At 34.9% G+C, this 26,075-nt stretch carries 21 protein-coding genes and 1 tRNA gene; 12 read left to right on the top strand and 10 right to left on the bottom strand.

The features are described 5' to 3' along the window. The first annotated feature begins 40 nt into the window (after window positions 1-40). Window positions 41-937, top strand: a complete 897-nt coding sequence (locus ACNRYB_RS05140) for an AraC family transcriptional regulator (protein WP_473729430.1) — start codon at window positions 41-43, stop codon at window positions 935-937. Window positions 938-1,080: 143 nt separating this feature from the next. On the opposite strand, the gene ACNRYB_RS05145 is transcribed toward ACNRYB_RS05140, so the two are convergent. From ACNRYB_RS05145 to ACNRYB_RS05165, 5 genes are all read right to left on the bottom strand, one after another. Beyond that, entirely contained in the window at window positions 1,081-1,860 is a 780-nt protein-coding gene (locus ACNRYB_RS05145) for an SDR family oxidoreductase (protein ID WP_473729431.1), read from the bottom strand. 217 nt (window positions 1,861-2,077) lie between these two features. After that, window positions 2,078-3,766, bottom strand: coding sequence for a sodium/sugar symporter (locus ACNRYB_RS05150; RefSeq protein WP_129745868.1), 1,689 nt, complete (start codon window positions 3,764-3,766; stop codon window positions 2,078-2,080). Window positions 3,767-4,016: 250 nt separating this feature from the next. After that, a complete protein-coding gene (locus tag ACNRYB_RS05155) occupies window positions 4,017-5,075 on the bottom strand; it encodes a UDP-glucose--hexose-1-phosphate uridylyltransferase (protein ID WP_129745869.1) in 1,059 nt (352 codons plus the stop codon). A 16-nt stretch (window positions 5,076-5,091) separates the two neighbouring features. Next, complete coding sequence (galK, locus tag ACNRYB_RS05160) at window positions 5,092-6,252, bottom strand: galactokinase (protein WP_473729432.1); 1,161 nt, start codon at window positions 6,250-6,252, stop codon at window positions 5,092-5,094. Window positions 6,253-6,285: 33 nt separating this feature from the next. Beyond that, entirely contained in the window at window positions 6,286-7,338 is a 1,053-nt protein-coding gene (locus tag ACNRYB_RS05165) for an aldose epimerase family protein (protein WP_473729433.1), read from the bottom strand. Window positions 7,339-7,445: 107 nt separating this feature from the next. Between ACNRYB_RS05165 and ACNRYB_RS05170 the strand changes: the two genes are divergently transcribed. Then, window positions 7,446-8,438 (top strand): GntR family transcriptional regulator, encoded by a 993-nt coding sequence (locus ACNRYB_RS05170; protein ID WP_473729434.1) that lies wholly within the window; start codon window positions 7,446-7,448, stop codon window positions 8,436-8,438. 11 nt (window positions 8,439-8,449) lie between these two features. Here the strand turns inward: ACNRYB_RS05170 and ACNRYB_RS05175 are convergent, their stop codons facing one another. Continuing rightward, window positions 8,450-9,139, bottom strand: a complete 690-nt coding sequence (locus ACNRYB_RS05175) for an NUDIX hydrolase (protein ID WP_129745873.1) — start codon at window positions 9,137-9,139, stop codon at window positions 8,450-8,452. A 531-nt stretch (window positions 9,140-9,670) separates the two neighbouring features. Here ACNRYB_RS05175 and ACNRYB_RS05180 point away from each other — a divergent pair. From ACNRYB_RS05180 to ACNRYB_RS05205, 6 genes are all read left to right on the top strand, one after another. Next, entirely contained in the window at window positions 9,671-11,215 is a 1,545-nt protein-coding gene (locus ACNRYB_RS05180; protein ID WP_473729435.1) for an alpha-N-arabinofuranosidase, read from the top strand. Between the two features lie 275 nt (window positions 11,216-11,490). Continuing rightward, entirely contained in the window at window positions 11,491-13,182 is a 1,692-nt protein-coding gene (locus ACNRYB_RS05185) for a ribulokinase (RefSeq protein WP_473729436.1), read from the top strand. Continuing rightward, entirely contained in the window at window positions 13,166-13,867 is a 702-nt protein-coding gene (locus tag ACNRYB_RS05190; RefSeq protein ID WP_066033118.1) for an L-ribulose-5-phosphate 4-epimerase, read from the top strand. Before ACNRYB_RS05185 ends, ACNRYB_RS05190 begins: the two co-directional genes overlap by 17 nt. Window positions 13,868-14,004: 137 nt before the next feature. Beyond that, window positions 14,005-15,513 (top strand): L-arabinose isomerase, encoded by a 1,509-nt coding sequence (gene araA, locus ACNRYB_RS05195; protein ID WP_473729437.1) that lies wholly within the window; start codon window positions 14,005-14,007, stop codon window positions 15,511-15,513. 108 nt (window positions 15,514-15,621) lie between these two features. Next, the gene (locus ACNRYB_RS05200; protein WP_129745877.1) at window positions 15,622-16,806 is read left to right on the top strand and encodes an aldose epimerase family protein; all 1,185 of its coding nucleotides are present in this window, start codon (window positions 15,622-15,624) and stop codon (window positions 16,804-16,806) included. A 263-nt stretch (window positions 16,807-17,069) separates the two neighbouring features. Next, window positions 17,070-17,525 (top strand): OsmC family protein, encoded by a 456-nt coding sequence (locus ACNRYB_RS05205; protein ID WP_473729438.1) that lies wholly within the window; start codon window positions 17,070-17,072, stop codon window positions 17,523-17,525. A 128-nt stretch (window positions 17,526-17,653) separates the two neighbouring features. Here ACNRYB_RS05205 and ACNRYB_RS05210 read toward each other — a convergent pair. Continuing rightward, window positions 17,654-17,733: transfer RNA gene (locus ACNRYB_RS05210), tRNA-Leu, on the bottom strand. Between the two features lie 288 nt (window positions 17,734-18,021). On the opposite strand from ACNRYB_RS05210, the gene ACNRYB_RS05215 reads away from it, so the two are divergent. From ACNRYB_RS05215 to ACNRYB_RS05230, 4 genes are all read left to right on the top strand, one after another. Continuing rightward, window positions 18,022-18,963: a ribose-phosphate pyrophosphokinase gene (locus ACNRYB_RS05215; protein ID WP_111368496.1), complete on the top strand. Its 942-nt coding sequence runs from the start codon at window positions 18,022-18,024 to the stop codon at window positions 18,961-18,963. Between the two features lie 75 nt (window positions 18,964-19,038). Next, window positions 19,039-19,650, top strand: coding sequence for a 50S ribosomal protein L25/general stress protein Ctc (locus ACNRYB_RS05220; protein WP_111368498.1), 612 nt, complete (start codon window positions 19,039-19,041; stop codon window positions 19,648-19,650). Between the two features lie 379 nt (window positions 19,651-20,029). Further along, window positions 20,030-20,659 (top strand): aminoacyl-tRNA hydrolase, encoded by a 630-nt coding sequence (gene pth / locus ACNRYB_RS05225; RefSeq protein WP_119788853.1) that lies wholly within the window; start codon window positions 20,030-20,032, stop codon window positions 20,657-20,659. 139 nt (window positions 20,660-20,798) lie between these two features. After that, entirely contained in the window at window positions 20,799-21,410 is a 612-nt protein-coding gene (locus ACNRYB_RS05230) for a superoxide dismutase (protein WP_129745880.1), read from the top strand. 660 nt (window positions 21,411-22,070) lie between these two features. On the opposite strand, the gene ACNRYB_RS05235 is transcribed toward ACNRYB_RS05230, so the two are convergent. The 3 genes from ACNRYB_RS05235 to ACNRYB_RS05245 all read right to left on the bottom strand — a co-directional run bounded on the left by ACNRYB_RS05235 (window position 22,071) and on the right by ACNRYB_RS05245 (window position 26,073). After that, window positions 22,071-23,969, bottom strand: a complete 1,899-nt coding sequence (locus ACNRYB_RS05235; protein ID WP_473729439.1) for an amidophosphoribosyltransferase — start codon at window positions 23,967-23,969, stop codon at window positions 22,071-22,073. 81 nt (window positions 23,970-24,050) lie between these two features. Then, the gene (locus ACNRYB_RS05240) at window positions 24,051-24,974 is read right to left on the bottom strand and encodes a PfkB family carbohydrate kinase (protein ID WP_008465988.1); all 924 of its coding nucleotides are present in this window, start codon (window positions 24,972-24,974) and stop codon (window positions 24,051-24,053) included. Between the two features lie 232 nt (window positions 24,975-25,206). Beyond that, window positions 25,207-26,073, bottom strand: coding sequence for an alpha/beta hydrolase family protein (locus ACNRYB_RS05245; protein ID WP_473729440.1), 867 nt, complete (start codon window positions 26,071-26,073; stop codon window positions 25,207-25,209). Window positions 26,074-26,075: the final 2 nt, after the last annotated feature.

The following is a 26,075-nucleotide window of genomic DNA, read 5'->3' on the forward strand; positions in this document are numbered from 1 at the left end:
CTAATATTATCCGTATCTAATCTTTAATTATCTTTGCAGAATGAAATTGGAACAAACCAAAATAGCGTCTTATCTCAACACGAAAGTTTCGGTGCTCAATCGTATTGAACCATTTTTTCAAGCGCCGTTTCATTCGCATCCTGAACTGGAATTGGTTTATGTAAAAGAGAGTTACGGAAAACGTATTATCGGAAATTCGGTAATGCCGTTTGAACCTGGCGATATGGTCTTTTTAGGATCGGATATTCCGCACGTTTGGTTAAATGACGAAAAATATTATCAGGGAATTGAAGATTTAAGAGCCAATTCGATTGTCGTATATTTTCATAAAGATATTTTCGGACCGACTTTTTACGAATTAAAAGAAACTCAAAAAATCAACGAACTTTTTTTTCAGGCTGGAAAAGGCATTTCGATTATTGGAAAAACCAATAAGCAGATTGCTAAAAAACTGGAGAAATTAGTTTCCAAAAAAGACTTTGAAGTAATTGTTGGGCTTTTTGAAATTTTATCTATCCTTTCAGAAAGTCAGGATAAAATTTACATCAACGACGAAATTTATTCGCTGATGCAGAAAGATTCGAAAGTAGATCGTCTTTCGGAGGTTTTTCAATATGTAAATAAAAATTATAAAAAGAATATTTCATTAGAAGAAATTGCCGCTGTTGCGAATATGACGCGGACTTCTTTCTGCAGAATGTTTAGAATTAAAACAAAGAAAAATTTTGTGGATTATCTGCACGAGATCCGAATTTCGAATGCTTGTAAATTGCTTTTGGAAACTGATAAAAGTATGTCTGAAATCGCTTATGCTTGTGGTTATAAAACAGCTTCAAACTTTAATAAACTCTTTAAAAAAGTTAAGGGAATTACGCCTTCCGATTTTAAAAATAATGCGAAGGTTAATTTTGGCACTCCCGACAGCTATCGGGATTAAAGGATTAAAGAGATTTTTAAGTCCAGTTTTGTCTGGCTGAGCGAAGTCGAAGCCCACGTCAAATTGGAACGCCCTTCGACTTCGCTCAGGGTGACAAACTAAAGCAAATCATTTTAATCCTTTTAATTCGTGGCTAAAAAAAATTAGATAGAACGATCTAAATGTGTATAACCACCATCAACATAAATGATCTGTCCAGTAGTATGGCTTGATTTTTCTGAAAGAAGGAAAACCACCATATTTGCGATTTCTTCAGCAGTTGTCATTCGGTTTTCTAAAGGAATATTTTTAGTGATTGCAGCCAGTTTTTCTTCTTTATTTTCAAAAGTATTGATCCACGTTTCGTAAAGTGGGGTGTAACATTCTGCTACAATTACGGCATTTACGCGGATGCGGTATTTTAATAATTCAACCGCCCATTCTCTAGTTAAAGCATTTCTTCCACCGTTTGAAGCGGCATAAGCTGAGGTCCCACCTTGACCCGTTTCGGCAGTTTTAGAACCAATGTTTACAATGGCTCCTTTTGATTCTTTTAGATAAGGAAGAGCGTGTTGCGCCATTAAATAATAATGCACTAAATTTTTGTGAAGCGAAGCGGCAAAATCTTCATAATTTCCGTTTTCTAATCCAACGCCATCGTTAACGCCAGCATTATTTACAAGTCCGTCAATTCTGCCAAATTTTGCGATTACGGCTTCAACAGCTTTTTTGCAGTCTTCAGGTTTTGTCAAATCGGCGGCAACTTGATGCGCTTCTTTTCCAATGGCTTTTAATTCTTCTACGGCTTTGATGTTGTCATTTTCGTTACGGCCAACGATAAACGGAATTGCATTTTCTTCGGCTAAAACCTTAACGATTCCTAAACCGATTCCTTTTGCGCCGCCCGTAACGATAATGATTTTTTGGGTTAATAATAACTGCATGGTATTTATGTATTATAATTTGAAATTCTTGATTTATGAATGAGATGTCACCCTGAGCGAAGTCGAAGGGCGCTCCAATTGGACGTGGGCTTCGACTCCGCTCAGCCTGACAAAAAGTTAATCCTTTTTATCCAATGAATATACTTTAAAAAATTTACAGCTGTTGTTCATGACAAACAACAGCTGTAAAAATAGAGAGAATAGAACTGATAATTTATTACCAGAACTTAACATAAAGCGCAGCAATAATCAATAATGTAATAACGATTAAGACTGTTGTCTGCGGTTTTACTTTAAACATTTCAGAATCAATTTCGAATGCTTTAGGGTTTACTTTTGGACCAGCAAAACTTATTAAGATCATTGCAATCATTGTGAATAAGAATGATAATCCCATACAGATGTGGAACGGAATTTCGAAAGCTCCTTTTCCATTATTGTAAGCTGTGTATAAAAGTGTGTCGTTTCCAAATAAAGCTGGAGCGTATTCGTTGAATAAAACAGATAATAAGAATCCTAAGATTACCCCAACGATTGCTGCTGTTCCTGTAGTTCTTTTCCAGAACATACCCAAGAAGAACATGGCAAAAACTCCAGGGCTGATGAATCCAGTGTATTTTTGGATGTATGTAAATCCTCCAACGCCACCAATTCCTAAAACGTCATTCCATGTAAATAAAACCGCCAAAAGCATAGCAACAAAAACGGCAAGACGACCGATGTTTACCTGCTGTTTTTCGCCAGCATTTTTTTGAATGTATTTTTTATGAACGTCTAATGTATAGATTGTAGAAATACTGTTTACTTTTCCTGCCAAAGAAGCTACAATTGCAGCAGTAAGAGCAGCGACTGAAAGTCCTTTTAATCCGGTTGGAAGGAATGTTAAGATAGCAGAATATGCCTCATCTTTTACTCCACCCTCTAATTGAGGTAAGTGTCCGCTTGTGTATAAAACGTAAGCGGCAATACCAGGAAGCATTACAATAAGTGGCATTAATAATTTAAGCATACCAGCAAACAAAATTCCTGTACGTGCTGTTTGTAAATCTGCTCCAAGTGCTCTTTGTGTAATGTATTGATTACATCCCCAGTAGTTTAAGTTAATAATCCAAATACCAGCAGCATAAGATAATAATCCAGGGAAAGTTAAATATTTGTCGATCTCAAGCTGAGAAGACGTCGCAGTTGGTTTCGGAATAATCATTTTGAAATGTTCGGGAGCCTGCTGCATTAAAACTTTAAAACCGGCAATTGCATTTTGACCAACACCAAAAGCTTCCGCAACTGTTGTTAAAGCAATATAAGAAGTAACCAAACCTCCGATAATTAATACAGCTACCTGTATAACGTCTGTATAGGCTACAACTTTCATTCCTCCAAGAGAAATAAACAAAGCAAAAATAGCCAATCCAAGCATAATTACGTGAAGATATTCTCCACCAGCAAGTTTGTTAATCGCAACTGCTCCTAAATATAAAATAGAAGTAAGGTTTACAAAAACATATAAAAACAGCCAAAATACTGCCATGATAAGTGCAGTAGATTCGTTGTAACGTGTTTTTAAGAACTGTGGCATAGTGTAAATCTTGTTTTTAAGATAAACGGGAATAAACCATACAGCCACAATAATTAGGGCAACGGCAGCAAGCCATTCGTAAGCAGCAACAGCGATTCCTAAGAAGAAACCTTCACCGCTCATTCCGATGAATTGCTCTGCAGAGATGTTAGAAGCAATAAGAGAAGCCCCAATTGCCCACCAAGTTAAATTTCCTTCAGCCAAAAAGTAAGCTTTAGCATCATGTTCGTCCTGTTTACGTTTGCGATAAACAGTGTAGCCATAGACAGAGACTACGATAAAATAAATAATAAAAACCGCATAGTCTGCGAAAGCGAGGTTTTGGTTCATTGTTAGTAGTATTTTAAATAATTATTATAGGTTGTTTGTTTATGTGGTTTAAATTTGTTTTTATGTTGTTAAATCTTGTTAAAAATGCAAGATGTGTTTTATTTCTGTTATTTTTTTGCGAAAATAAAAGCAGAAGCCAAATGTAAAATAAAAATTTAGAAATCAATCACTAGTAAATGTGTTTTTTACATTTATTTCATGGTTATTATGTTAAATTTTTATTTTTGGCTTTATTACAATGTGAAAGCTATTACACTTTTACAGTGCTTTTGTAATGTACATCTGAAAGCTGTCTCAAAATTTCAGCACTTTTTTCAGGTGTAATATCACGTTGCGATTCGCCCAACATTTCGTATCCAACCATAAATTTCTTTACAGTTGCTGATCTTAACAATGGTGGATAAAAATGCATATGGAAATGCCATTCTGGATGCAGTAAACCGTCTGTTGGCGATTGGTGAATTCCTGATGAATATGGAAAAGAAGTATTAAATAAATTGTCGTACTTCGTGGTTAACTGCTTTAAGATTTTCGCGAAAGCGGTACTTTCTTCAGCAGTAAAATTGGTAATTTTGTTTACGGCTCTTTTGCTTACAATCATTGTTTCATAAGGCCAGATTGCCCAAAAAGGAACCAGCGCAACAAAATGATCATTTTCGATTACGATACGTTCGCCAGCTTTCAATTCAGCTTTCACATAATCCTCCAATAAAGTTCTCTCGTTTTTATCGTAGTATGATTTTAAGCTATTTTGTGTTTTTTCAACTTGAGTAGGAAGAGAAGATTGAGCCCAAATTTGTCCGTGCGGATGCGGATTACTGCAGCCCATTACACTTCCTTTGTTTTCAAAAATCTGAACGTGGTTAATATATTTAATGCTTCCTAAATCGGTATATTCTTTCTGCCAAGTTTTGATGATGTTTTCAATATCGGCAATTTCCATTTCTGGAAGAGTCAGGTCATGTCTTGGAGAAAAGCAAACTACTCTAGAAATACCCTGTTCTGGTTTTGCCTTAAAAAAAGTATGTTTAATATCATCTTCAAAAATAATTTCGTCCTGTTTCATGGCCGCAAAATCATTTTCAAAAACAAAACTGTTTTCGTATTGCGGATTATTCATTCCGTTAGCACGAACATTTCCTGGACACAAATAGCAAGTTGGGTCATATTTAGGAAGTTCTTCTGTCGAAATGGTTTCATTTTGCCCTTGCCAAGGGCGTTTTGCACGATGTGGCGATACTAATACCCATTCGTTAATTAATGGATTGAAGCGTCTGTGCGGATCTTCGTTAATGTCAAAATTTTTCATTGTAGTGTGTGTGGTTTTAAAGTAGCGTTGTTCCGTTTGATATTTTTACATCATAGAATTTTAATTCAATTCCAAATGTATCTAAATAAAGCTTTGAAAACTTACGCTTAACCTCATTTTCATGTCCTTTTTTAACTAAATTGATAGTGCAGCCGCCAAAACCGCCTCCCATAAGTCGGGAACCAATAATGGCATCATCTTCTTTTGCTGTATCAACAAGCATGTCTAATTCTTCGCAGCTTACTTCATATTCTTGCGACAATCCGTAATGTGTTTCAAAAAGCAATTCTCCTAAAAGTTCAATATTTCCTTGGTCTAAAGCTTTGCAAGCTTTGATAACGCGATTGATTTCTTTTACTACAAAATGAACTCTGGCAAAAACTTTTTCAGTCATTTTATCTTTAAGATTCAAAACCTGTTCTTCTGTAGCATTTCTAAAAGTTTTTACTTCTGGAAAATGACTTTTTATGATCGATAAACCTTCTTCACATTCAATTCTTCTTGTATTATATTCTGATGTAAAGAGCGAATGTTTAACATTAGAATCAAATAAAATCAAAGAATAGTCTTTAAAGTCGGCATTATGATATTCAAATTCTAAAGTGTTGCAATCTAATTGGATTACTTTATTTTCAAGACCATGAACGCTCGAAAACTGATCCATAATTCCGCAGTTGATTCCAACCCAATGTTCTGCTTTCTGTCCTAATAGTGAAATGTCTTTTTTTTCAATTTTTAAATCGAAAAGAGATTTGATTCCGAAAATCATTCCGCATTCTAAAGCTGCCGAAGAAGATAATCCAGAACCAACCGGAATATTACTGCTGAAAACACAATTGAAACCTTCAAAAGAAAATCCGTTATCTTGCAATTGTTTGATAACGCCACGAATGTAATTGGTCCAAACGACATCGCTTAGCTTTACTTCTTGAGTCAAATCGATTTCAAACTCTTCGTTTAAATCAATAGCAATTACTTTAGATGTTTTTGTGTTGTTTTTTGCAAAAGCAAAGCAAATTACTTTATCAATTGCAGCAGGTAAAACATAACCGTCATTGTAATCAATATGCTCTCCAATGATGTTGATTCTGCCAGGAGAAAGTACCGTTTTCTCTGGAGAAGACCCGAAAGATTTCTCAAAAAAAGCAACAGTATTTTGTATTAAAATATCATTCATTATTGTTGTGTAATTGGTGTATTGTGTAAATAGTTAGTTTAAGGTTTCAAATTTGTAAAGTGTCTTTTGAGAGTATTGTTCTTCTTTTTTAAGAACAGCATTTGGGAAATGAGGATGATTTGGCGCATCTGGAAAATTCTGTGTTTCAAAACAGATTCCACTTTGAGCATTGTAATCAACATTTTCTTTTCCTTTCAGTTTTCCGAAACAATTTCCGCCTACATATATATGTACACTTGGCTGATCGGTGTAAACATTCATTCTCAATTTATTTTTTAAACTGATTAATTGTGCCACAATTTCAGTTTTAGAATTTACCACAAAAGAATTGTCTATTGGAAACGGACATTTTTTTGGAGTTCTAAAATCAAAATCATGATTTGTTAAATCAGTAAAATTGCCGGTTGGAATATTATCTGGATTTGTTTCCAGCATTTTAGCCGATTTGATAAACATTTGCTGTTCTAAAACATTTCCGTCATGACCGTCAAGGTTAAAATAACTGTGATGTGTCAAATTGATAATGGTATCTTCAGTTGAGGTTGCTCTATATTCTAATTTTAATTCGTTTTCTTCAGTCAAAGTATACGTTAAATAAACAGTCATTTCGCCAGGAAAATTTTCATCTAAATGCTCGCTCAATAGCCCAAAAGTAATAGAAGGATTTTCACCGGTTTTTGCATCAGTAACATTCCAGACTTTTCTCCCAAACCCCATTTCTCCGCCATGCAGTGAATTGCCGTTATTGTTATTGCCAAGCTGAAACTTTTTATCGTCCAAACTGAAAGTAGCATTATGAATTCGTCCAGCGTAACGACCAACCGTTGTTCCAAAATAGGGAGCGCTTGGCAAATTATAAGATTCTAAATATGCATTTAAATTATCAAAGCCTAGTACAATATCTGTTGGTTTTCCATCTATTGGAATTTGGATTGAAGTTACAGTTGCTCCATAATTGATAATCTGAACTTTCATTTCGTTTTTATTGATCAGATCAAAAGAATAAATTTCTTCCTTATTGGGCATTAAACCAAACAATTTGCAATTATGAATCTCTTTTAAATGCGATATGTGTTTTATTTCCATGTAATTTTTAACAAAAATGAAATCCAAAAGTAGAAACATTTTCTATATTTGCATACCAGTACCTACCAGTTTTTAATTATAATAGTCACAATGACTTTATCAAAAACATGATTTCAATTCAAAATAATATCGGTCTGCCAAAATATAAGCAGATAATTCTTTCAATCGAAAAAGAGATTGAAGAAGGAAATTTAATTAAAGGTGATAGACTTCCGTCTGTCAACAAGGTCTGTTTGGCTTTTTCTTTATCTCGCGATACGGTCTTATTAGCGTATGACGAATTGAAGAAAAGAGGGATTATTTATGCGATTCCAGGCAAAGGATATTACGTTAAAAGTGTTGAAATCACTATAACTCAGAAGATTTTCTTGCTTTTTGATGAATTGAATATTTTCAAGGAAGATATTTATAATTCGTTTTTAAAAAACATTGGAAAAAATGTGCAGGTAGATATTTTCTTTCATCATTTTAATGTTCAGGTTTTCAAAAAACTGATAAATGACAGCAATGGAAATTATACAAAATATATTATCATGCCGACCAACTTAACCGATATTGTCGACTCGATAAAAACCCTACCAGTAAGCGACGTAATTATCTTGGACCAGACCAATCCAGAGTTAAAAATGTTTCCTGCAATTTACCAGAACCATCAAAAAGATATTTTCGAAGGTTTGATGAAGGGCAAATCTCGATTGTCAAAATACAAAAAACTGATTTTAATATTTCCAGGTTTTAGGGAGCCTCCCGGAATGAAATTAGGATTTGAGTCGTTTTGCCAGACTTATGGTTTTGATTATGAGGTGATTTCAGATTTTAGTAACCGATCTATTGCACTAGGAGATTTGTATATTATTCCTCATGATCGTGATCTACTTTTGGTTATAGAAAATGCAATGAGCAGAAATTTAAAGTTAGGAGAGGATTTTGGCATTATATCTTATAATGAAACGCCTTTAAAGAAAATCGCAGCAAACGGAATAACCACAATTTCAACCAATTTTGAAGTTATGGGAAAAATTTTGGCCGATATGGTTTTAAAAGGAATCAAAGAGCAGATCGAAAATAAATCTGCTCTTATACTAAGGAATTCTTTATAGGTGAATGCCAATTATAAATTGAGCACAAAGTTGTTAAGCAGTTTTTCTTCGTATTTCTCTTTATTAAAAGTGTATAAATAAGATCCTTTTCTAGAAGACTGCATGTCTTTTTCATCCAGTTTGTTTAAGATTTCTAAGGAATTTATTTTACTGATGAAATTTCTTTTGTCCAATTCTTTGCTCAAAATGGCTTCATACAATTCTAAAAGCTGACGCATGGTAAATTTTTCAGGAAGCAATTCAAAACCAATTGGTTTGATGGAAGTTTTGTAGCGAAGTCTCTTAATGGCATTTTGGACCATTTCGTTGTGGTCAAAAATTAAGTTAGGCGCATCATTAATTGGAAACCATTCTGCGTGATAATTTTTAATCAATTCAGTATTGTGGTTTTCAATATTAATTAAAGCAAAATAAGAAACCGAAATGGTTCTTTCTACCGGGTCACGATCTATTTCGCTGTAAGCATATAGCTGCTCCATATAGATATCGTTAAGACCAGTATATGTATTTAAAATTCTGGTTGCAGCAGCATCTAAAACTTCATCGCGCTTTAGAAATCCTCCAATCAAGGACCATTTTCCTTTTTCAGGCTCAAAATCTCTTTGAATTAAAAGGATTTTTAGCCCTTCATTGTCGAACCCAAAAATGATGCAGTCAACCGCCAATAAAACCTTATCGGCAGAACTATAACTATCTAACATATATAATTAATTTGGATGGTAAATATATAAACTTCCTAAAACGTATCATAATTTATTAATGTTGATTTTACACTTATGCTAAAGTTCAATAAATGAATTATAATAATCAATTTTAAATGAATAATGATGAAACGATTTTTCTGTATTCTTTTTCAGTTCTATATCAAAAAATTATTAAAGTCAAAGGTAGAAACATTTTTAAAAGAGAGTTAATCTCAGTATTATTATTTCGTGTTTTAAAATTAAATTTCTTCAAATTTTGTTACAAATGCCACCGTTCAAAAGTTTTTTGTCGATTTTTTTTGTTTTTTTAATTTATATATACTACTAAAACCCTTTTTTACACTGATTTTTAAGATCTAATTGCGAAATCCATTTTTTGCAACCCGTTGTTTTGATATTTTTATTTTTTTATGTGGCTTTTTTTTATTTAAATTTACAAATGTTAAACAAACACTTATAATTAAAAACCAAAGACATTAGAAACAAGAGACATTCTCTATTCTAAACATCAAAAAAACCACAAAAGACATGAAAAAACTATTACTGATATTGTTTGCTGTATTCTGCATTCAAACCGTATCTGCACAAAAAGAGCCCACAATTGTTTCAATAAAAAATGATGCTTCGGCGCCAACCATTAATAGAAATATATACGGCCATTTTGCCGAACATTTAGGACGCTGTATTTACGGCGGTTTTTTTGTTGGAGATACTTCAAAAATTCCAAATACCAATGGAGTTCGAAATGATATTGTAAAAGCATTAAAAGATTTAAAAATTCCAAATCTAAGATGGCCGGGCGGATGTTTTGCCGATACATACCACTGGAAAGATGGAATAGGTCCGAAGGAACAGCGCCCAACAATTGTAAACCAATGGTGGGGAGGTGTAACGGAAGATAATAGTTTCGGGACACACGATTTTTTAAATATGTGCGAATTGCTTGGAGCAGAACCGTATTTGTCTGGAAACGTAGGAAGCGGAACAGTTCAAGAATTGGCAGACTGGGTGCAGTACACCAATTTTGGAGGTAAAAGTCCGATGAGCGATATGCGAAAGAAAAACGGAAGAACTGAGCCTTGGAAAGTAAAATATTGGGGAATCGGAAATGAAGCTTGGGGCTGCGGAGGAAATATGACCGCAGATTATTATGCAAACGAATATAAAAAGTTTGCCACTTTTATGTCTGATTGGGGAAATGCAGGCGGAATTACAAGAATTGCTTCTGGTGCCAATAGCTCTGATTACAACTGGACAGAAGTTTTAATGAAAAACATTCCTTTAAATATGCTTGGCGGTGTTGGTGTTCACCATTATGCTGTAATTGATTGGGCCAAAAAAGGTGCTGATGTTGATTTTACCGAAAAAGAGTATTTCTTAACCATGCAGTCGGCTTTAAAAATGGAAGAATTAGTGACAAAACATGCTGCTGTTATGGATAAATACGATCCAGAGAAAAAAGTAGCCATGATTGTTGACGAATGGGGCGGCTGGTACGATGTTCAAAAAGGAACAAACCCAGGATTTTTATATCAGCAAAATACCATGAGAGACGCTGTCTTGGCTGGAGCAACATTAAATATTTTCAATAATCACGCAGATCGTGTTCGTATGGCAAACTTAGCCCAATGTGTTAATGTGCTCCAAGCGGTAATCTTAACAGACAAAGCAAAAATGATCACGACGCCGACCTATCATGTGATGAAAATGTACAGCGTGCATCAGGATGCCAAATTATTGTCAATAGATTTTAAATCGCCTTCTTATGTTTTTGATGGACAAAGTATTCCAGCGGTTTCAGCTTCAGCTTCAAAAGACCAGAGCGGTTCTGTTCATATTTCGCTGGTAAATATTGACCCAGTAAATAAAAACAAAATAGAAATTGATGTAAAAGATCTAGGTGTAAAGGGTTTTTCAGGAAGTGTAATCACTGCTTCAAAACTTCAGGATTATAATTCTTTCGAAAATCCAAATAAAATTGTTCCAGTTGCTTTTAAAGGTTTTGAAAATAAAAAAGGGAAACTTGAAATAACATTGCCTCCTTACTCTGTATTGGTTTTAGAAGGAAAGTAATTGATGAAAAATCTTAAAATCCGTTCTGCAAAAAGAGCGGATTTTACAGCTTAAGCAAACAAAATGCAATTTTTAAAATAATTGACTTTTGTTTAAGGATGAAATAATCGCAATATTATAAATGTGTCATTGACATTTATTTTCTGATTTAGTGCTAAAATGCTGTTTTAATGCATTTATAGCAAAAATTAATTATGCATTTTTAATTAAGTGTTTTTTGTACACTTATAAAATATTTATGTCTATATTTGTCAATATTTTAAAATAAAATACGAATGAAAAATTATGTAATAGGATTGGACTACGGAACAGATTCTGTTCGCGCGGTGCTAATTGATACTGAGAATGGACAGGAGCTGGCATCGAATGTTTCTCATTACAAAAGATGGAAAAACAAGCAATATTGTGACGCCTCTATAAATCAGTTTCGCCAGCATCCTTTAGATCATATCGAAGGATTGGAAATTACGATACAGAATGTTGTCAAAGAAAGTAAAGTCGATCCGTCATTGGTTCGTGGAATCTGTATTGATACAACAGGATCTTCTCCTGTTCCGGTTACAAAAGACGGAACACCATTAGCCCTGACAAAAGGTTTTGAGGAAAATCCAAACGCGATGATGGTGTTGTGGAAAGATCATACAGCAATAAACGAAGCAAACGAAATCAACGAACTGGCAGTAAGTTGGGGCGGAGAAGACGTTACGAAATATGTGGGCGGAATTTATTCTTCTGAATGGTTTTGGGCAAAAATCCTTCACATTGCAAGACAAGATGAAGCGGTTAAAAATGCTGCACATACTTGGATGGAACACTGCGATTTAATGACGTACTTGTTAATTGAAGATAAAGATTTAAAAACTTTCAAAAGAAGCCGTTGCGCAGCAGGTCATAAAGCCATGTGGCACACAGATTGGAACGGATTACCGCCAGTTGAATTCTTAGAAAAATTACATCCATATTTAGCACAGCTTCGAGGTAATTTATATGATGAAACTTATACATCAGATTTAGTTGCTGGAACACTAAGCAAAGAATGGGCAGACCGTTTAGGGCTTTCAACAGAAACAGTTGTTGCTGTTGGAACTTTCGATGCGCATTCTGGAGCTGTTGGAGCTAAAATCGAAGAAAATACTTTAGTTCGCGTTATGGGAACTTCAACTTGCGATATCCTAGTTGGTTCTTATGATGAAGTAGGAACAAAAACCGTTCGCGGAATTTGCGGACAAGTTGACGGTTCTGTTATTCCGGGCTTTATTGGTTTAGAAGCAGGACAATCTGCTTTTGGTGATTTATTGGCTTGGTACAAAGAATTATTAATGTGGCCGACAGAACATTTATTAAGTTCTTCATCTGTTTTAAATGAGGCTCAAAAAGAACAATTAAGAGAAGAATTCAGCGATAAATTAATTGTGGAATTAACAAAAGAAGCAGAGAAAATTCCTGTTTCTGAAAGTCTTCCAATTGCTTTAGACTGGATCAACGGAAGAAGGACTCCAGATGCAAATCAAGAATTAAAAAGCGCCATTTCAAATCTTTCTTTAGGAACAAAAGCGCCACATATTTTCAAAGCTTTAGTAAACGCAATCTGTTTTGGAGCGAAGAAAATCGTAGACCGTTTTGAAGAAGAAGGTGTAAAAATTGACAGCGTTATCGGAATTGGCGGTGTGGCGAGAAAATCACCTTTCATCATGCAGACTTTGGCAAATGTTTTAAACAAGCCAATTAAAGTGGCAGCCTCAGACCAAACTCCTGCTTTAGGTGCAGCAATTTATGCAGCTGTCGCAGCCGGAATTTATCCAAATGTAATCGAAGCAAGCCAAAAAATCGGAAGTGATTTTGATGGAGAATATTTCCCTCAGACAGACAAAGTTGAAGCCTATCACAAACTGCTTTTAGGGTACGAAAAACTAAGTGCTTTTGCAGATCCAAACCTTAAAATATCGCAACATGAGCTCTCTTTATAAAGATTTAAAACAAGAGTGTTATGAAGCCAACATGCAACTAAATGCATTGAATTTGGTGGTATACACTTTTGGAAACGTAAGTGCCGTTGACCGAAAAAATGGTGTTTTTGCTATAAAACCAAGCGGTGTCCCTTACGAAGATTTAAAACCGGAAGATATCGTAATTGTCGATTTTGACAATAATGTTATAGAAGGAAATCTGCGTCCGTCGTCTGACACAAAAACGCACGCGTATTTATACAAGAATTGGCCAAATATTGGCGGAGTGGCTCACACGCATGCAACGTACTCGGTTGCATGGGCACAAGCACAACAAGATATTCCAATTTTCGGAACCACACATGCCGATCATTTAACGGCAGATATTCCGTGTGCGCCCCCGATGGCAGATCATTTAATTGAAGGAAATTACGAGCACAATACCGGAATTCAGATTTTGGATTGTTTCAAAGAAAAAAATCTTTCTTATGAAGAAGTAGAAATGATCCTTATTGGAAATCACGGTCCCTTTGCCTGGGGAAAAAACGCAGCAAAAGCAGTTTACAATAGTAAGGTTTTAGAGGTCGTGGCAGAAATGGCTTATCTGACTTTGCAAATCAACCCAAATGCACCAAGATTAAAAGATTCATTAATAAAGAAACATTACAACCGTAAACACGGAAAAGATTCGTATTACGGACAATAGTGATTTTAGATTTTAGAGTGCAGATTTTAGATTAAAGAAAATAGAATAAAGAACATAGAGAAAAGACTTTCGTTAATCGTGAATTTTTAGATAAAGAAAAACGATTTGACGGTTAAACAAATAAACGATTAAACAAAATGATTGATATATCTCAAAAAGAAGTATGGTTTGTAGTAGGCAGCCAAGAATTATACGGTGAAGAAACGCTTAGAAAAGTAGCAGAACATTCGCAAATTATTGCAAAAGGGTTAGATGCATCGCCTAGTATTCCAGTAAAAGTGGTTTATAAAGATGTGGTGAAATCTCCTTCACAAATTTTAGATGTTTGTTTGGCTGCAAATTCAGCTAAAAACTGTATCGGAATTATTGCTTGGATGCACACTTTCTCACCGGCAAAAATGTGGATTGGCGGATTAAATATCCTTAAAAAACCATTATGCCATTTACACACGCAATACAATGCTGAAATTCCGTGGGGAAGCATCGATATGGATTTCATGAACTTGAACCAATCGGCTCACGGAGATCGTGAATTCGGTTTCATTATGTCTCGTTTACGTAAAAAACGTAAAGTTGTGGTTGGACATTGGGAAGATCAAAGAGTCCAAAAACAACTAGGAATTTGGTCGAGAGTGGTTTTAGGTTGGGATGAACTTCAAAACCTAAAAGTAGCTCGTATTGGGGACAATATGCGTGAAGTTGCCGTTACAGAAGGTGATAAAGTGGAAGCTCAAATTCGTTTTGGCGTTTCGGTAAACGGATATGATTCTTCAGATGTTACTAAACATATCGAAAAAGTAACAGATAAAGAATTAAACGATTTATTAGCTGTTTACGAGCAATCATATAACTTAACTGATTCATTAAAAGAAGGCGGAGCACAAAGAAGTTCTTTGGTTGAAGCGGCAAAAATTGAATTAGGATTAAGAGCTTTCCTTGAAGAAGGAGGTTTTGGAGCTTTCACAGATACATTCGAAAATCTTGGTGCTTGGAAACAATTGCCAGGAATTGCAACACAGAGATTAATGGCCGATGGTTATGGTTTTGGTGGAGAAGGAGATTGGAAAACGGCAGCAATGGTTAGGGCTTTAAAAGTGATGTGTGTTGGTCTTGATGGCGGAACTTCTTTCATGGAAGATTACACTTACCACTTCACACCACAAAAATCGTATGTTTTAGGATCTCACATGTTAGAAATCTGTCCATCTATTGCTGATGGAAAACCTTCTTGCGAAGTGCATCCTTTAGGAATTGGCGGAAAAGAAGATCCAGCTCGCTTGGTGTTCAATTCTCCTGCTGGTGATGCCATCAACGTTTCTTTGGTTGATATGGGAACTCGTTTCCGCTTAATTGTAAACGAAGTTGAAGCAGTTAAGCCAATGGCTGAATTACCAAAATTACCTGTTGCACGTGTTCTTTGGGATTGTAAACCAAATCTTGAAGTTGCAGCAACAGCTTGGATTTTAGCTGGTGGAGCGCATCATACCGTTTATAGCCAGTCAATCACAACTGAATACATGGAAGATTTCGCGGATATTGCGGGAATAGAATTATTGGTTATTGATGAAAAAACTACTGTAAGAGAGTTTAAAGATAAAATTAATGCCAACGAAGCATATTACCATTTGTTTCAACACGGCCTTTAAATTAGTCAAAAGTCTAATGTCATAAAGTCTTAAAGATTTAGTTACTTTGAGGAATTGACTTTAAGACTTTCGGCTTTAAGACTTTACTAACTTAAAAAACTATCATTTATGAATGTATTAAAACGTTCCCTTTTTATACTAAGCATGCTAGGTATTGCTATAGTTACAGTTCAATGCAAAAGCGATAAAAAAATGGATAACACTACAGTTTCTTCAGATAAAAAAGGAGAAGTTACAATTGAAAAATCAGAATACGGAACAACAGCTAAAGGCGAAAAAGTTGAGAGCTATAAACTGAAAAACCAAAATGGGATGGAGGTTGATATCATCACTTTTGGAGGAAGAATTACCGATTTGAAAGTGCCAAATAAAGCTGGCGTTTCAGAAAATGTTGTAATCGGATTTAGTTCTTTGGCACAATATGAAAAAGAAAATCCGTTTTTTGGAGCTTTGATCGGAAGATTCGGAAACAGAATTGCAAAAGGTAAATTTTCATTAGATGGAAAAGAATATCAGTTAGCAATTAACAATGCGCCAAATGCTTTGCACGGTGGTCCGCAAGGATTCTTCAATGTAGTTTGGAAAGCAGATGAGGTTAAATCTGGCGAAACAGCTTCTTTAAAATTGTCTTATGTAAGCAAAGATATGGAAGAAGGTTATCCAGGAAATCTGAAAGTTTTTGTGACTTATACCTTGACAAATGATAATCAATTAGAAGTTTTATACGAAGCAACAACTGATAAGAAAACAGTTGTAAACTTAACACAGCATTCGTATTTCAACCTATCAGGAGATTTCACCAAAACCATTTTAGATCACGAATTGACTTTAAATGCAGATAAATTAGTCCCAGTTGATGCAGATTTAATTCCGACAGGAAAATTAGAAGATGTTGCGGGCACTCCTTTCGATTTTAGAACTCCAAAATTAATTGGAAAAGACATTAATGCTAAAAATGACCAGTTAGAAAAAGGAAAAGGTTATGATCACTGCTGGGTATTGAACAATCCTGAAAAAGGAAAAACAATCATTGCAAAAGTGTATCACGCCGCAAGCGGACGAGTTATGGAAATGACAACAGACGAACCTGGAATTCAGTTCTATTCTGGAAACTTCCTTGACGGAACGTTGCCAATGCCAAACGGAGGAACTTTTGCACACAGAACAGGATTATGTCTAGAAACAGAACATTATCCAGATTCTCCAAACCAGAAAAACTTCCCAACAACGGTTTTAAACCCGGGAGAAAATTATAAAACGAAAACTACTTTTAAGTTTTCAGTTAAAAAATAGTTTTAGAATCTGTTTATTAATTTAGTAATTTTCTAAAAACCTCGAAAGTAATTGCTTTCGAGGTTTTTTTGTTGACACAAAGAATTCATTCATTTTTGTCATTTCGACGAAGGAGAAATCTTCGCAAGTAGCTCTACAAAGATTGGAATTGCAGTGTGGAATTTCTCACGAAGATTTCTCCTTCGTCGAAATGACAATATAGTGTTTAAACTTAAAGCCTTAACTGTATTTAATAGTAACTTTGCTATGTTAAAGAAGACAAAATGAAACATCTATTCAAAGCGCAGTTAAACTGGACTTCAAAAAAAGAAGAGGCATCCTCAAAAAACTATAGTAAAACCCATAAAATTCAAATTGAAGGAAAACCAGTTTTAGATGTTTCAGCAGCAAAAGCATTTAAAGGCGATCCAGAATTATACAATCCCGAAGATTTATTGTTGAGCAGTTTAGTTTCCTGCCATATGATGTCGTATTTATATGTCTGTTCTCAAAACGGAATAGAAGTTTTAGAATATTCAGACAATGCAGAAGCAACTTTAGAAGTAAATCAAGATGGAAGCGGTCGTTTTGTTGAGGCAAGATTATATCCGAAAGTAAAAATTTCAAATCCAGATCAAATTGAATTGGCCTTAGAATTGCATCAGAAAGCAAATCAGTTGTGTTTTATTGCTAATTCATGCAATTTTCCTGTTTTGCATGAGGCGAGTTGTGAGGTTTGAAACATATAAGTGATATAAGTTCATTCAGTAAAAACTGAATTATACGCAAAGTTATATTTACTTATATATCTTATATGGTTAAAAAAAGAGATAAAAAAAACCTCTTCCGTTAAGAAGAGGTTTTTATGTACCCGGAGCCGGAGTCGAACCGGCACGGTTTCCCACAGGTGTTTGAGACCAGCGCGTCTACCAATTCCGCCATCCGGGCGTAGCAGACGAAAAAATAAATGATAAATCAGTTATTTTAACGCAATAGAATGAAGTCATAAATGGCGTCATTCCTTTAACACGGTGCAAATGTAAAAAATAATTTTAAACGAACTACTAAAAATACTTAATTTTTTGCTTTCAGTGTCCAATAAATTTTATAAATTTGCACCTCGTTAAAACGAAGCACACACAACTAACTACATTCGAGACATTTATGCGCATTCCTCTTTGTTTAAAAAATAAAGTCGAATAGTGTGAAAGTAGCGGAATAAAACAACAAATTACAATGTCGCACCTAGAACCAGAAGCTAAAATTTTTGCTTGTTCACAAAGTGTTTATCTTGCAGAAAAAATTGCAAAAGATTACGGGATTCCGTTAGGAAAAGTAACGATGTCAACGTATAGTGATGGAGAATTTCAGCCGTCTTACGAAGAATCAATTAGAGGTTTACGCGTTTTTATCGTGTGTTCAACTTTTCCAAGTGCAGATAATCTGATGGAATTGTTGTTAATGATTGATGCGGCAAAACGCGCATCAGCAAGACATATTACAGCTGTTATGCCTTATTTTGGTTGGGCAAGACAAGATAGAAAAGACAAACCAAGAGTTCCGATTGGAGCTAAATTAGTAGCGAACCTACTAACAGCTGCAGGAGCAACAAGAATCATGACAATGGATTTGCACGCAGACCAGATTCAAGGATTCTTCGAAAAACCAGTAGATCATTTATTTGCATCTACAATCTTTTTACCATACGTAGAAAGTTTAAAGTTAGAAAATCTGACAATTGCATCTCCAGATATGGGAGGTTCAAAAAGAGCATATGCTTACTCTAAGTTTTTAGAATCAGATGTAGTAATCTGTTACAAACAAAGAAAAGCAGCCAACGTTATCGATACTATGGAGCTTATTGGTGAAGTAAAAGGACGTAACGTAATCTTAGTAGACGATATGATCGATACAGGAGGGACTTTAGCGAAAGCGGCAGACCTAATGATCGAAAAAGGAGCGCTAAGCGTAAGAGCAATTTGTACGCACGCTATTTTATCAGGCGGAGCGTATGAGAAAATTGAAAACTCAAAACTAACAGAATTAATCGTAACCGATTCTATTCCGTTAAAGAGAGAATCAAAGAAAATAAAAGTGGTAAGCTGCGCGCCTTTATTTGCTGAGGTAATGCAAATGGTTCACCACAACAATTCCATCAGTGGAAAATTTATAATGTAGTCATTGCAAGGAACGAAGCAATCTCACTACATCAAAAATTAGAATATTTATATTAATAACTATATTTTTTTTACAATGAAATCGATTACAATTAAAGGATCAGAAAGAGAAAGCGTGGGCAAAGTGTCAACTAAGGCCTTACGTAATGCTGGACAGGTACCTTGCGTTTTATACGGAGGAAACCAAGCAGTACATTTCTCAGCAGACGTTACTGCATTCAAAAACTTGGTTTACACTCCAAACGCTCACACAGTTGTGATCGAACTTGGAAAAGGAAAATCATTCAATGCAATTTTGCAAGATATCCAAGTTCACCCAGTATCTGACAAAATTTTACACATTGACTTCTTCCAATTATTTGATGATAAAGAAATCACAATGGAAGTTCCTGTGAAAATCGTTGGTACATCTAAAGGTGTTCTTGCGGGAGGTGTTTTACGTTTAAACCAACGTAAATTAAAAGTTAAAGCTTTACCAGCAAATCTTCCTGATTTCGTTGAAGCTGACATCACTCCACTTGAAATGGGTAACAAATTATACGTTACTAAAGTTGGAAAACCAGAGTACAAAATTATGCACCCAGACAACACTGTAGTTTGTCAAGTGAGAATCTCTCGTGCTGCTATGAAAGCTGCTCAAGAGGCTGCAAAAGCTGCAAAAGCTCCTGCAAAAGGAAAGAAAAAATAATTTTTTTCAAACTATACAAAAAGCCTCAATCTTTCGATTGGGGCTTTTTTTTAGCTTCTAAGTTTCTAAGATGCTAAGATTCAAAGGTTTTTGCTATGTAAGGCTCGACTCCGCTCAGCTTTACAAATATTGAACATGTCAGGCTGGCGGAGTCGAAGCCAACGCAAAGTATGGAATTTAGGTTGTCGACCTTCTTTTTGTGGTCCTTCGACTTCGCTCTGGATGACAAGAAGGACAAGAAATCTTAGTGTTCTTTGCGTAAACCCTTGCGAACTTTGTGGTTAAACCACGGCCAGTAAGAAATTATTTAATTGCCGCATTTTCAAATTATCTAATTATCCAATTGCCGCATTCTCTAATTAATCTTACTTTTGCAATCATGATAAAATGGATAACAAAAATGTTTTCATCAACATCAAAAGAAGAGAACAAAGAAGATAATATGAAGAAATATTTAATCGTAGGATTAGGAAATATCGGAGCCGAATACGTAAACACCAGACACAATATCGGATTTAAAGTGCTTGATTTTTTCGCTAAAAAAGAAGGGCTTTCATTCGAAACCGTAAAATTGGGCGCATTGGCTGAATATAAATTTAAAGGAAGAACTTTTTTTCTTTTGAAGCCAAACACTTACATGAATCTTAGCGGTAAAGCAGTAAAATACTGGATGGATAAGGAAAATATTCCGTTAGAGAATATTCTGGTTATTACAGATGATTTGAACCTTTCATTTGGCACAATCCGCATCAAACCAAAAGGAAGCGATGGCGGCCACAACGGACTTAAAAACATCAATTTAGTTCTTAATACGCAAAACTATACCCGCTATAGATTTGGTATCAGTGACCAATTTAAAAAAGGACAGCAGGTAGATTATGTTTTAGGAGAATGGAATGCCGAAGAAGAAGCAAAATTGCCAGAGCGTTTAGAAACTTCTGCTGAAATTATAAAAACTTTCGGAACGGCTGGTTTAGAAAATACAATGACTACATTTAATGGAAAATAAAGATTTTCAGGCGTTTATATCGTAAAAATGTAAATTATCAGTGAATTTAATTCAATTATAACGAAATAGTATTTTCAATTCCAAAGTTAAATGTCTAAATTTGGAATAAATTATTATAAACCATAAAAATCATTTTACCATGGCTTTTGAATTACCACAATTACCTTATGCATACGATGCATTAGAACCACATATTGATGCACGTACAATGGAAATCCATCATACAAAGCACCACAACGCATATACTACAAATCTTAACGCAGCTATTGCTGGAACAGATTTAGAGGGAAAAACTATCGAAAATATTCTAATCAACTTAGACAAATCTAACGCTGCAGTTCGTAACAATGGTGGAGGTTTCTACAACCACAATTTATTCTGGACTGTAATGTCTCCAAACGGAGGAGGTTTGCCAACAGGCGATTTATTAGCTGCAATTGAGTCTTCTTTTGGATCATTTGAAGAATTTAAAGCAAAATTTGCTAAAGCTGGAGCAACACAATTCGGTTCTGGATGGGCTTGGCTAACAGTTCAAAAAGGTGGAAAATTAGAAGTTGTAGGTACTCCAAATCAAGATAATCCATTAATGCCAGAAGTTGCTGGTAACGGTGGAACTCCAATCTTAGGAATGGATGTTTGGGAGCACGCTTACTACTTAAACTACCAAAATAGAAGACCAGATTATATTGAAGCTTTCTTCAATGTAATCAACTGGACAGAAGTTGCTAGAAGATTTGCTTTAGAGAAATAAGAAAATAGAGCATAGAATATAGAAAAAAGACGAGCACCAAATGTTCGTCTTTTTTTTTGTGCTCAATTTTTGGTCTTTATTCTGTATTCTATGCTCTATATTCTATGTTCTAAAAAAAAGAAAATAAAAAAGGCGGAATTTCTTCCACCTTTTTTGCCCCAAATCTACCATAAACTAACCTACTAATGTTATGGTCCAGTAAATTTATGGCAGGAATTTTTATAAAGGAAAAATTTTAGATGAAAAGCAATTATATTCGATAAAATACAGCTAACTAATTGTTTTACAGTAAATTACAATATGCATAAAAAAGGCGGAAGTTACTCCGCCTTTTTTGCCCCAAATCTACCATAAACTAACCTACTAATGTTATGGTTCAGTAAATGTATGGCAGTTATTTTTGTAACGGAAAAATTTTAGATGAAAGGTAAGTATATCCGATGAAGAGATATAATTGGCTGTTTATAAATAGTTTGAGTTTATTTCAATAAAAAAGGTGGAATTTCTTCCACCCTTTTTGCCCCAAATCTACCATAAACTTAACCTACTAATGTTATGGTATCTCAAAAGTATTGTAGCTTTTCAATTTTACCAAAGAAACAGGATGAACGGCAAAAAAAACCGATGAAATGCACAATTTAACCTTTTGTTAGTATTTTATTAATAAGCTCGAGCGTCTTTTCCTTCATAAAAATTCATGAAAGCACGATTTACAACTCTATTTCCACCAGGAGTTGGGTAATCTCCGGTAAAGTACCAATCACCTAAATTTTTAGGACATGCTTTGTGTAAATCTTCTACTGTTTGGAAGATGATTTTTACTTCAGCATTGATTTCTGGTGAGCTTAACATTTCTGCAATTTTATCTGAGATTTCTTCGTCACTGAATTGATCGTAGATTGCTGTAACATAATTAACAACGTCTTTGTCTGCGAAATTTTCTTGAGCTTTACATTTAGCATAAACTTCGTCTACAATATGGTATAAGTTTCTTTCTTTTAATAAAGCAAGCGCTGCTCTAAAAGCAACTAAACCTTCTAGCTTTGCCATATCGATTCCGTAACAATCAGGGTAACGGATTTGTGGAGCAGATGAAACGATTACAATACGTTTTGGTTTTAAACGATCCATCATTTTAATGATGCTCATTTTCAATGTAGTACCACGAACGATACTATCGTCTATAATTACCAAGTTATCCTCTGGTTTGATTACACCGTAAGTAACATCGTAGACGTGAGCCACTAAATCGTCACGGCTGCTGTCTTCAGTAATAAAAGTTCTAAGTTTAGCATCTTTAATAGCTACTTTCTCTGTACGTATTTTTACAGATAAAAGCTCCTGAAGTGTTTCTGCAGTTAATGTATTTCTATTTTCTAGAATATAATTGTTTTTTCTCTGATTTAAGAAATCCTGAGCAGCTTCAACTAAACCATAGAATGATGTTTCGGCTGTATTCGGAATATAAGAGAAAACAGTGTTGTCTGTGTCGCTATCAATTGCTTTAAGAACAGCAGGTAAAATAAATTTTCCTAAATTTTTGCGCTCTTGGTAAATTTCAGCATCACTTCCTCTTGAGAAATAGATTCTTTCAAATGAACAAGCTTTTAAAACGGTTGGTTCCAAGATCTGGTTCATGCTAACGTTACCATTTTTCTTGATAATCAATGCATTTCCTGGATTGATTTCCTGAACACTTTCAAAAGGAACATTGAATACAGTTTGAATAACTGGTCTTTCAGAAGCTACCACAACAACTTCGTCATCTTGGTAATAATAAGCTGGACGAATTCCGGCTGGATCTCTAAAAACAAATGCATCACCGTGGCCTAATAAACCAGCCATAGCATAACCTCCGTCTAAATTTTTAGCTGAACGAGCTAATATTTTAGCAATATCCAAGCGTTCCGCAATTACTGGAGAAGCATCTCTTTTTGAATAGCCTTCAGCTTTACAATCTTGGTATAGTTGCATTACTTCTTTGTCTAAGAAGTGACCGATTTTTTCCATTACTGTAACAGTATCAGCCATTTCTTTTGGGTGTTGTCCTAATTCAACCAAGTTTTCGAAAAGTTCTTTAACATTTGTCATGTTAAAATTTCCTGCCAAAATCAGGTTACGATGCATCCAGTTGCTTTGACGCAAAAATGGGTGAACACTTTCGATGCTGTTTTTTCCAAAAGTTCCGTAACGAACGTGACCTAAAAACAATTCTCCAACATAAGGAATATTTGCTTTTAGCTCTTTCATATTGTCTCCCAATTCTGGATGTGCTTTTAACTCCTCGCTGATTCTCTCATTGATTTGTTTAAAAACATCTTGTATGGGCTGAGCATGATTAGAACGAACTCTACTAATGTAGCGTTGTCCTGGATCAACATCAAATTTAATGCTAGCAAAACCAGCGCCGTCTTGTCCGCGGTTGTGCTGTTTTTCCATCATTAAATACATCTTCTGGATTCCGTAGAAAGCAGTTCCGTATTTTTCTTTATAGTATTCAAGCGGTTTAAGTAGTCTAACTAAAGCTATCCCACATTCGTGTTTTAAAGCGTCGCTCATTGTTTTTTTGTTATTTGTGTGTTGTTGTAAGTTGTGTGTATTCGTAATAAAAAAGCCCCGTTTTATCGAGGCTCTTAGGCATTATATTTCTATGTCAAACTGAGTTAACGACTTAAATTGCTGTAATCGAATCGCCACCTCGGCTTTGCTTAATGATTCCATTCTTTCAGTTCCAAATTTTTCAACGCAGAACGAAGCTAAATTTGAACCGTAAATAATTGCATTCTTCATGTTGTTAAACGAAATGTTTTCGCTTTGCGCAATAAATCCAGAGAAACCACCTGCGAAAGTGTCTCCTGCTCCTGTTGGATCAAAAACATCTTCTAATGGTAAAGCTGGTGCAAAGAATACTTCTCTGTTGTGGAATAAAAGTGCTCCGTGTTCTCCTTTTTTGATCACCACATATTTTGGTCCCATGTCTTGGATTTTAGCAGCAGCTTTTACTAATGAATATTCTCCAGAAAGTTGTCTTGCTTCTTCGTCATTGATTGTAATAACATCTACACGTTTAATAACGTCTAATAATTCTGGAAGAGCGCAATCCATCCAAAAGTTCATAGTGTCTAAAACTACTAATTTTGGTTTTTTCTCCATTTGATCCAGAACACTGCTTTGTACTAATGGGTGTAAGTTTCCTAACATCACAACATCAGCATCTTTGTAGTTTTGAGGAACTTTTGGCTGAAAATCAGCTAAAACGTTCAACTCTGTTACAAGAGTGTCTCTAGAATTTAAATCGTTGTGGTATAAACCGCTCCAGAAAAAAGTCTTTCCTCCTTTTACAATTTCGATACCAGAGATATCAATATTTTTTGAAGTTAAAAGATCTAAATGTTCTTGAGGAAAATCGTCGCCAACTACAGAAACAATGGCTGATTGCAAGTTAAAAAATGACGCTGATAATCCGATGTAGGTTGCAGCACCACCTAATATTTTATCTGTTTTTCCGAAAGGAGTTTCAATCGCGTCGAAAGCAACTGTTCCAACAATCAATAGTTTATTCATTTTATGAATTTCGAATTAGGGTGCAAAGATACTTCATAAGTTACAATCTTGCAACGGTTTAGGTTCTCAAAATTTTCTTAAAAAAATGACAGCGATTTCGAACTAAAACTATTGTAAATGAATGGGTTAAAATTGATTTTTCGCAGTGTTTATAATAGGTTTTTTGAATTTAAGATGCAACTTTTTTGAAAATAATTGCGAATAATTTACAGCTTCTTGAAAATGCTTTTTTTTATTTAATATTTTTAATCCAAGTGATTGCATCTTTCATAGGTTCTTCAGATTTTGAAAATGCTGTATTGTGACCCAAGTTTGGAAATAATTTATATTCATAAGGTTTTCCTGTAGATTTTAATTTATCTAGATATTCGATGGATAGTTTCACAGGAACTTGAATATCTTTACCTCCAAAAATCCAGAATCCTGGGATTGACAATTTAGAAAGAACATCGTTAGGGTTTGTATCGATGAATTCATATTTATCAGGGTCATTGAATACATGTTTTCTTGCCTCTTCTTCTGAATGCGTATCCCAGAATTTTTGATTTCCATTGGTGTAAAATTGGAATCTTAATTGTTCTTTAACCGTTATAAGCGCTCCGCTAAATATGGTCATAAATTTAACTTTCTTATTTTTCTCTGCCGCTAATGGTATTATCCATCCAGCTTGACTTCCGCCTATTAAACCGATTGATATTTTAGTATTTGATAAAGATTTAGATAAAGCATTTACGGCAGCACTTGCGTCTAAAGACAAAAGAGTTAGATTGGCCAAATCCACATTGTTCGTTCCTACTTCAGGTCCTGCATATACGCCGCCTGATTCTCCGACTCCTCGTTTGTCATAAGTTAAAACGGCAATACCGTTGTTGGCTAGAGTTGTAGCAAAGTCTATCATTCTTTTTTCTTGTCCAGATCCATGAACAATCACAACGGCAGCTTGTATATTGTTTGGTGTAAAAACAGTTCCCGCAAGTGAAATTCCTTCGCTAACAAATTTTATTTCTTTAGTAGTAAAATTTGATGGAATTGCTGATGCATAATTAGTGACAAACAGCAATAACATTAAGAGCGAATATAAGGCCGTTTTATTTTTCATTT

This window comes from Flavobacterium sp. CR10, assembly GCF_055814415.1.

Bases quoted from the DNA above. Each gene is read 5' to 3' on its own strand.
- ACNRYB_RS05145 (WP_473729431.1), bottom strand. From the start codon at position 1,860: ATGCAGTTATTATTAACCCAAAAAATCATTATCGTTACGGGCGGCGCA.
- ACNRYB_RS05185 (WP_473729436.1), top strand. From the start codon at position 11,491: ATGAAAAATTATGTAATAGGATTGGACTACGGAACAGATTCTGTTCGC.
- ACNRYB_RS05235 (WP_473729439.1), bottom strand. From the start codon at position 23,969: ATGAGCGACGCTTTAAAACACGAATGTGGGATAGCTTTAGTTAGACTA.
- ACNRYB_RS05240 (WP_008465988.1), bottom strand. From the start codon at position 24,974: ATGAATAAACTATTGATTGTTGGAACAGTTGCTTTCGACGCGATTGAA.
- ACNRYB_RS05150 (WP_129745868.1), bottom strand. From the start codon at position 3,766: ATGAACCAAAACCTCGCTTTCGCAGACTATGCGGTTTTTATTATTTAT.
- ACNRYB_RS05230 (WP_129745880.1), top strand. From the start codon at position 20,799: ATGGCTTTTGAATTACCACAATTACCTTATGCATACGATGCATTAGAA.
- ACNRYB_RS05165 (WP_473729433.1), bottom strand. From the start codon at position 7,338: ATGGAAATAAAACACATATCGCATTTAAAAGAGATTCATAATTGCAAA.
- ACNRYB_RS05200 (WP_129745877.1), top strand. From the start codon at position 15,622: ATGAATGTATTAAAACGTTCCCTTTTTATACTAAGCATGCTAGGTATT.
- ACNRYB_RS05220 (WP_111368498.1), top strand. From the start codon at position 19,039: ATGAAATCGATTACAATTAAAGGATCAGAAAGAGAAAGCGTGGGCAAA.
- galK (WP_473729432.1), bottom strand. From the start codon at position 6,252: ATGAATGATATTTTAATACAAAATACTGTTGCTTTTTTTGAGAAATCT.
- ACNRYB_RS05140 (WP_473729430.1), top strand. From the start codon at position 41: ATGAAATTGGAACAAACCAAAATAGCGTCTTATCTCAACACGAAAGTT.
- pth (WP_119788853.1), top strand. From the start codon at position 20,030: ATGATAAAATGGATAACAAAAATGTTTTCATCAACATCAAAAGAAGAG.
- araA (WP_473729437.1), top strand. From the start codon at position 14,005: ATGATTGATATATCTCAAAAAGAAGTATGGTTTGTAGTAGGCAGCCAA.
- ACNRYB_RS05180 (WP_473729435.1), top strand. From the start codon at position 9,671: ATGAAAAAACTATTACTGATATTGTTTGCTGTATTCTGCATTCAAACC.
- ACNRYB_RS05175 (WP_129745873.1), bottom strand. From the start codon at position 9,139: ATGTTAGATAGTTATAGTTCTGCCGATAAGGTTTTATTGGCGGTTGAC.
- ACNRYB_RS05190 (WP_066033118.1), top strand. From the start codon at position 13,166: ATGAGCTCTCTTTATAAAGATTTAAAACAAGAGTGTTATGAAGCCAAC.
- ACNRYB_RS05215 (WP_111368496.1), top strand. From the start codon at position 18,022: ATGTCGCACCTAGAACCAGAAGCTAAAATTTTTGCTTGTTCACAAAGT.
- ACNRYB_RS05245 (WP_473729440.1), bottom strand. From the start codon at position 26,073: ATGAAAAATAAAACGGCCTTATATTCGCTCTTAATGTTATTGCTGTTT.
- ACNRYB_RS05170 (WP_473729434.1), top strand. From the start codon at position 7,446: ATGATTTCAATTCAAAATAATATCGGTCTGCCAAAATATAAGCAGATA.
- ACNRYB_RS05205 (WP_473729438.1), top strand. From the start codon at position 17,070: ATGAAACATCTATTCAAAGCGCAGTTAAACTGGACTTCAAAAAAAGAA.
- ACNRYB_RS05155 (WP_129745869.1), bottom strand. From the start codon at position 5,075: ATGAAAAATTTTGACATTAACGAAGATCCGCACAGACGCTTCAATCCA.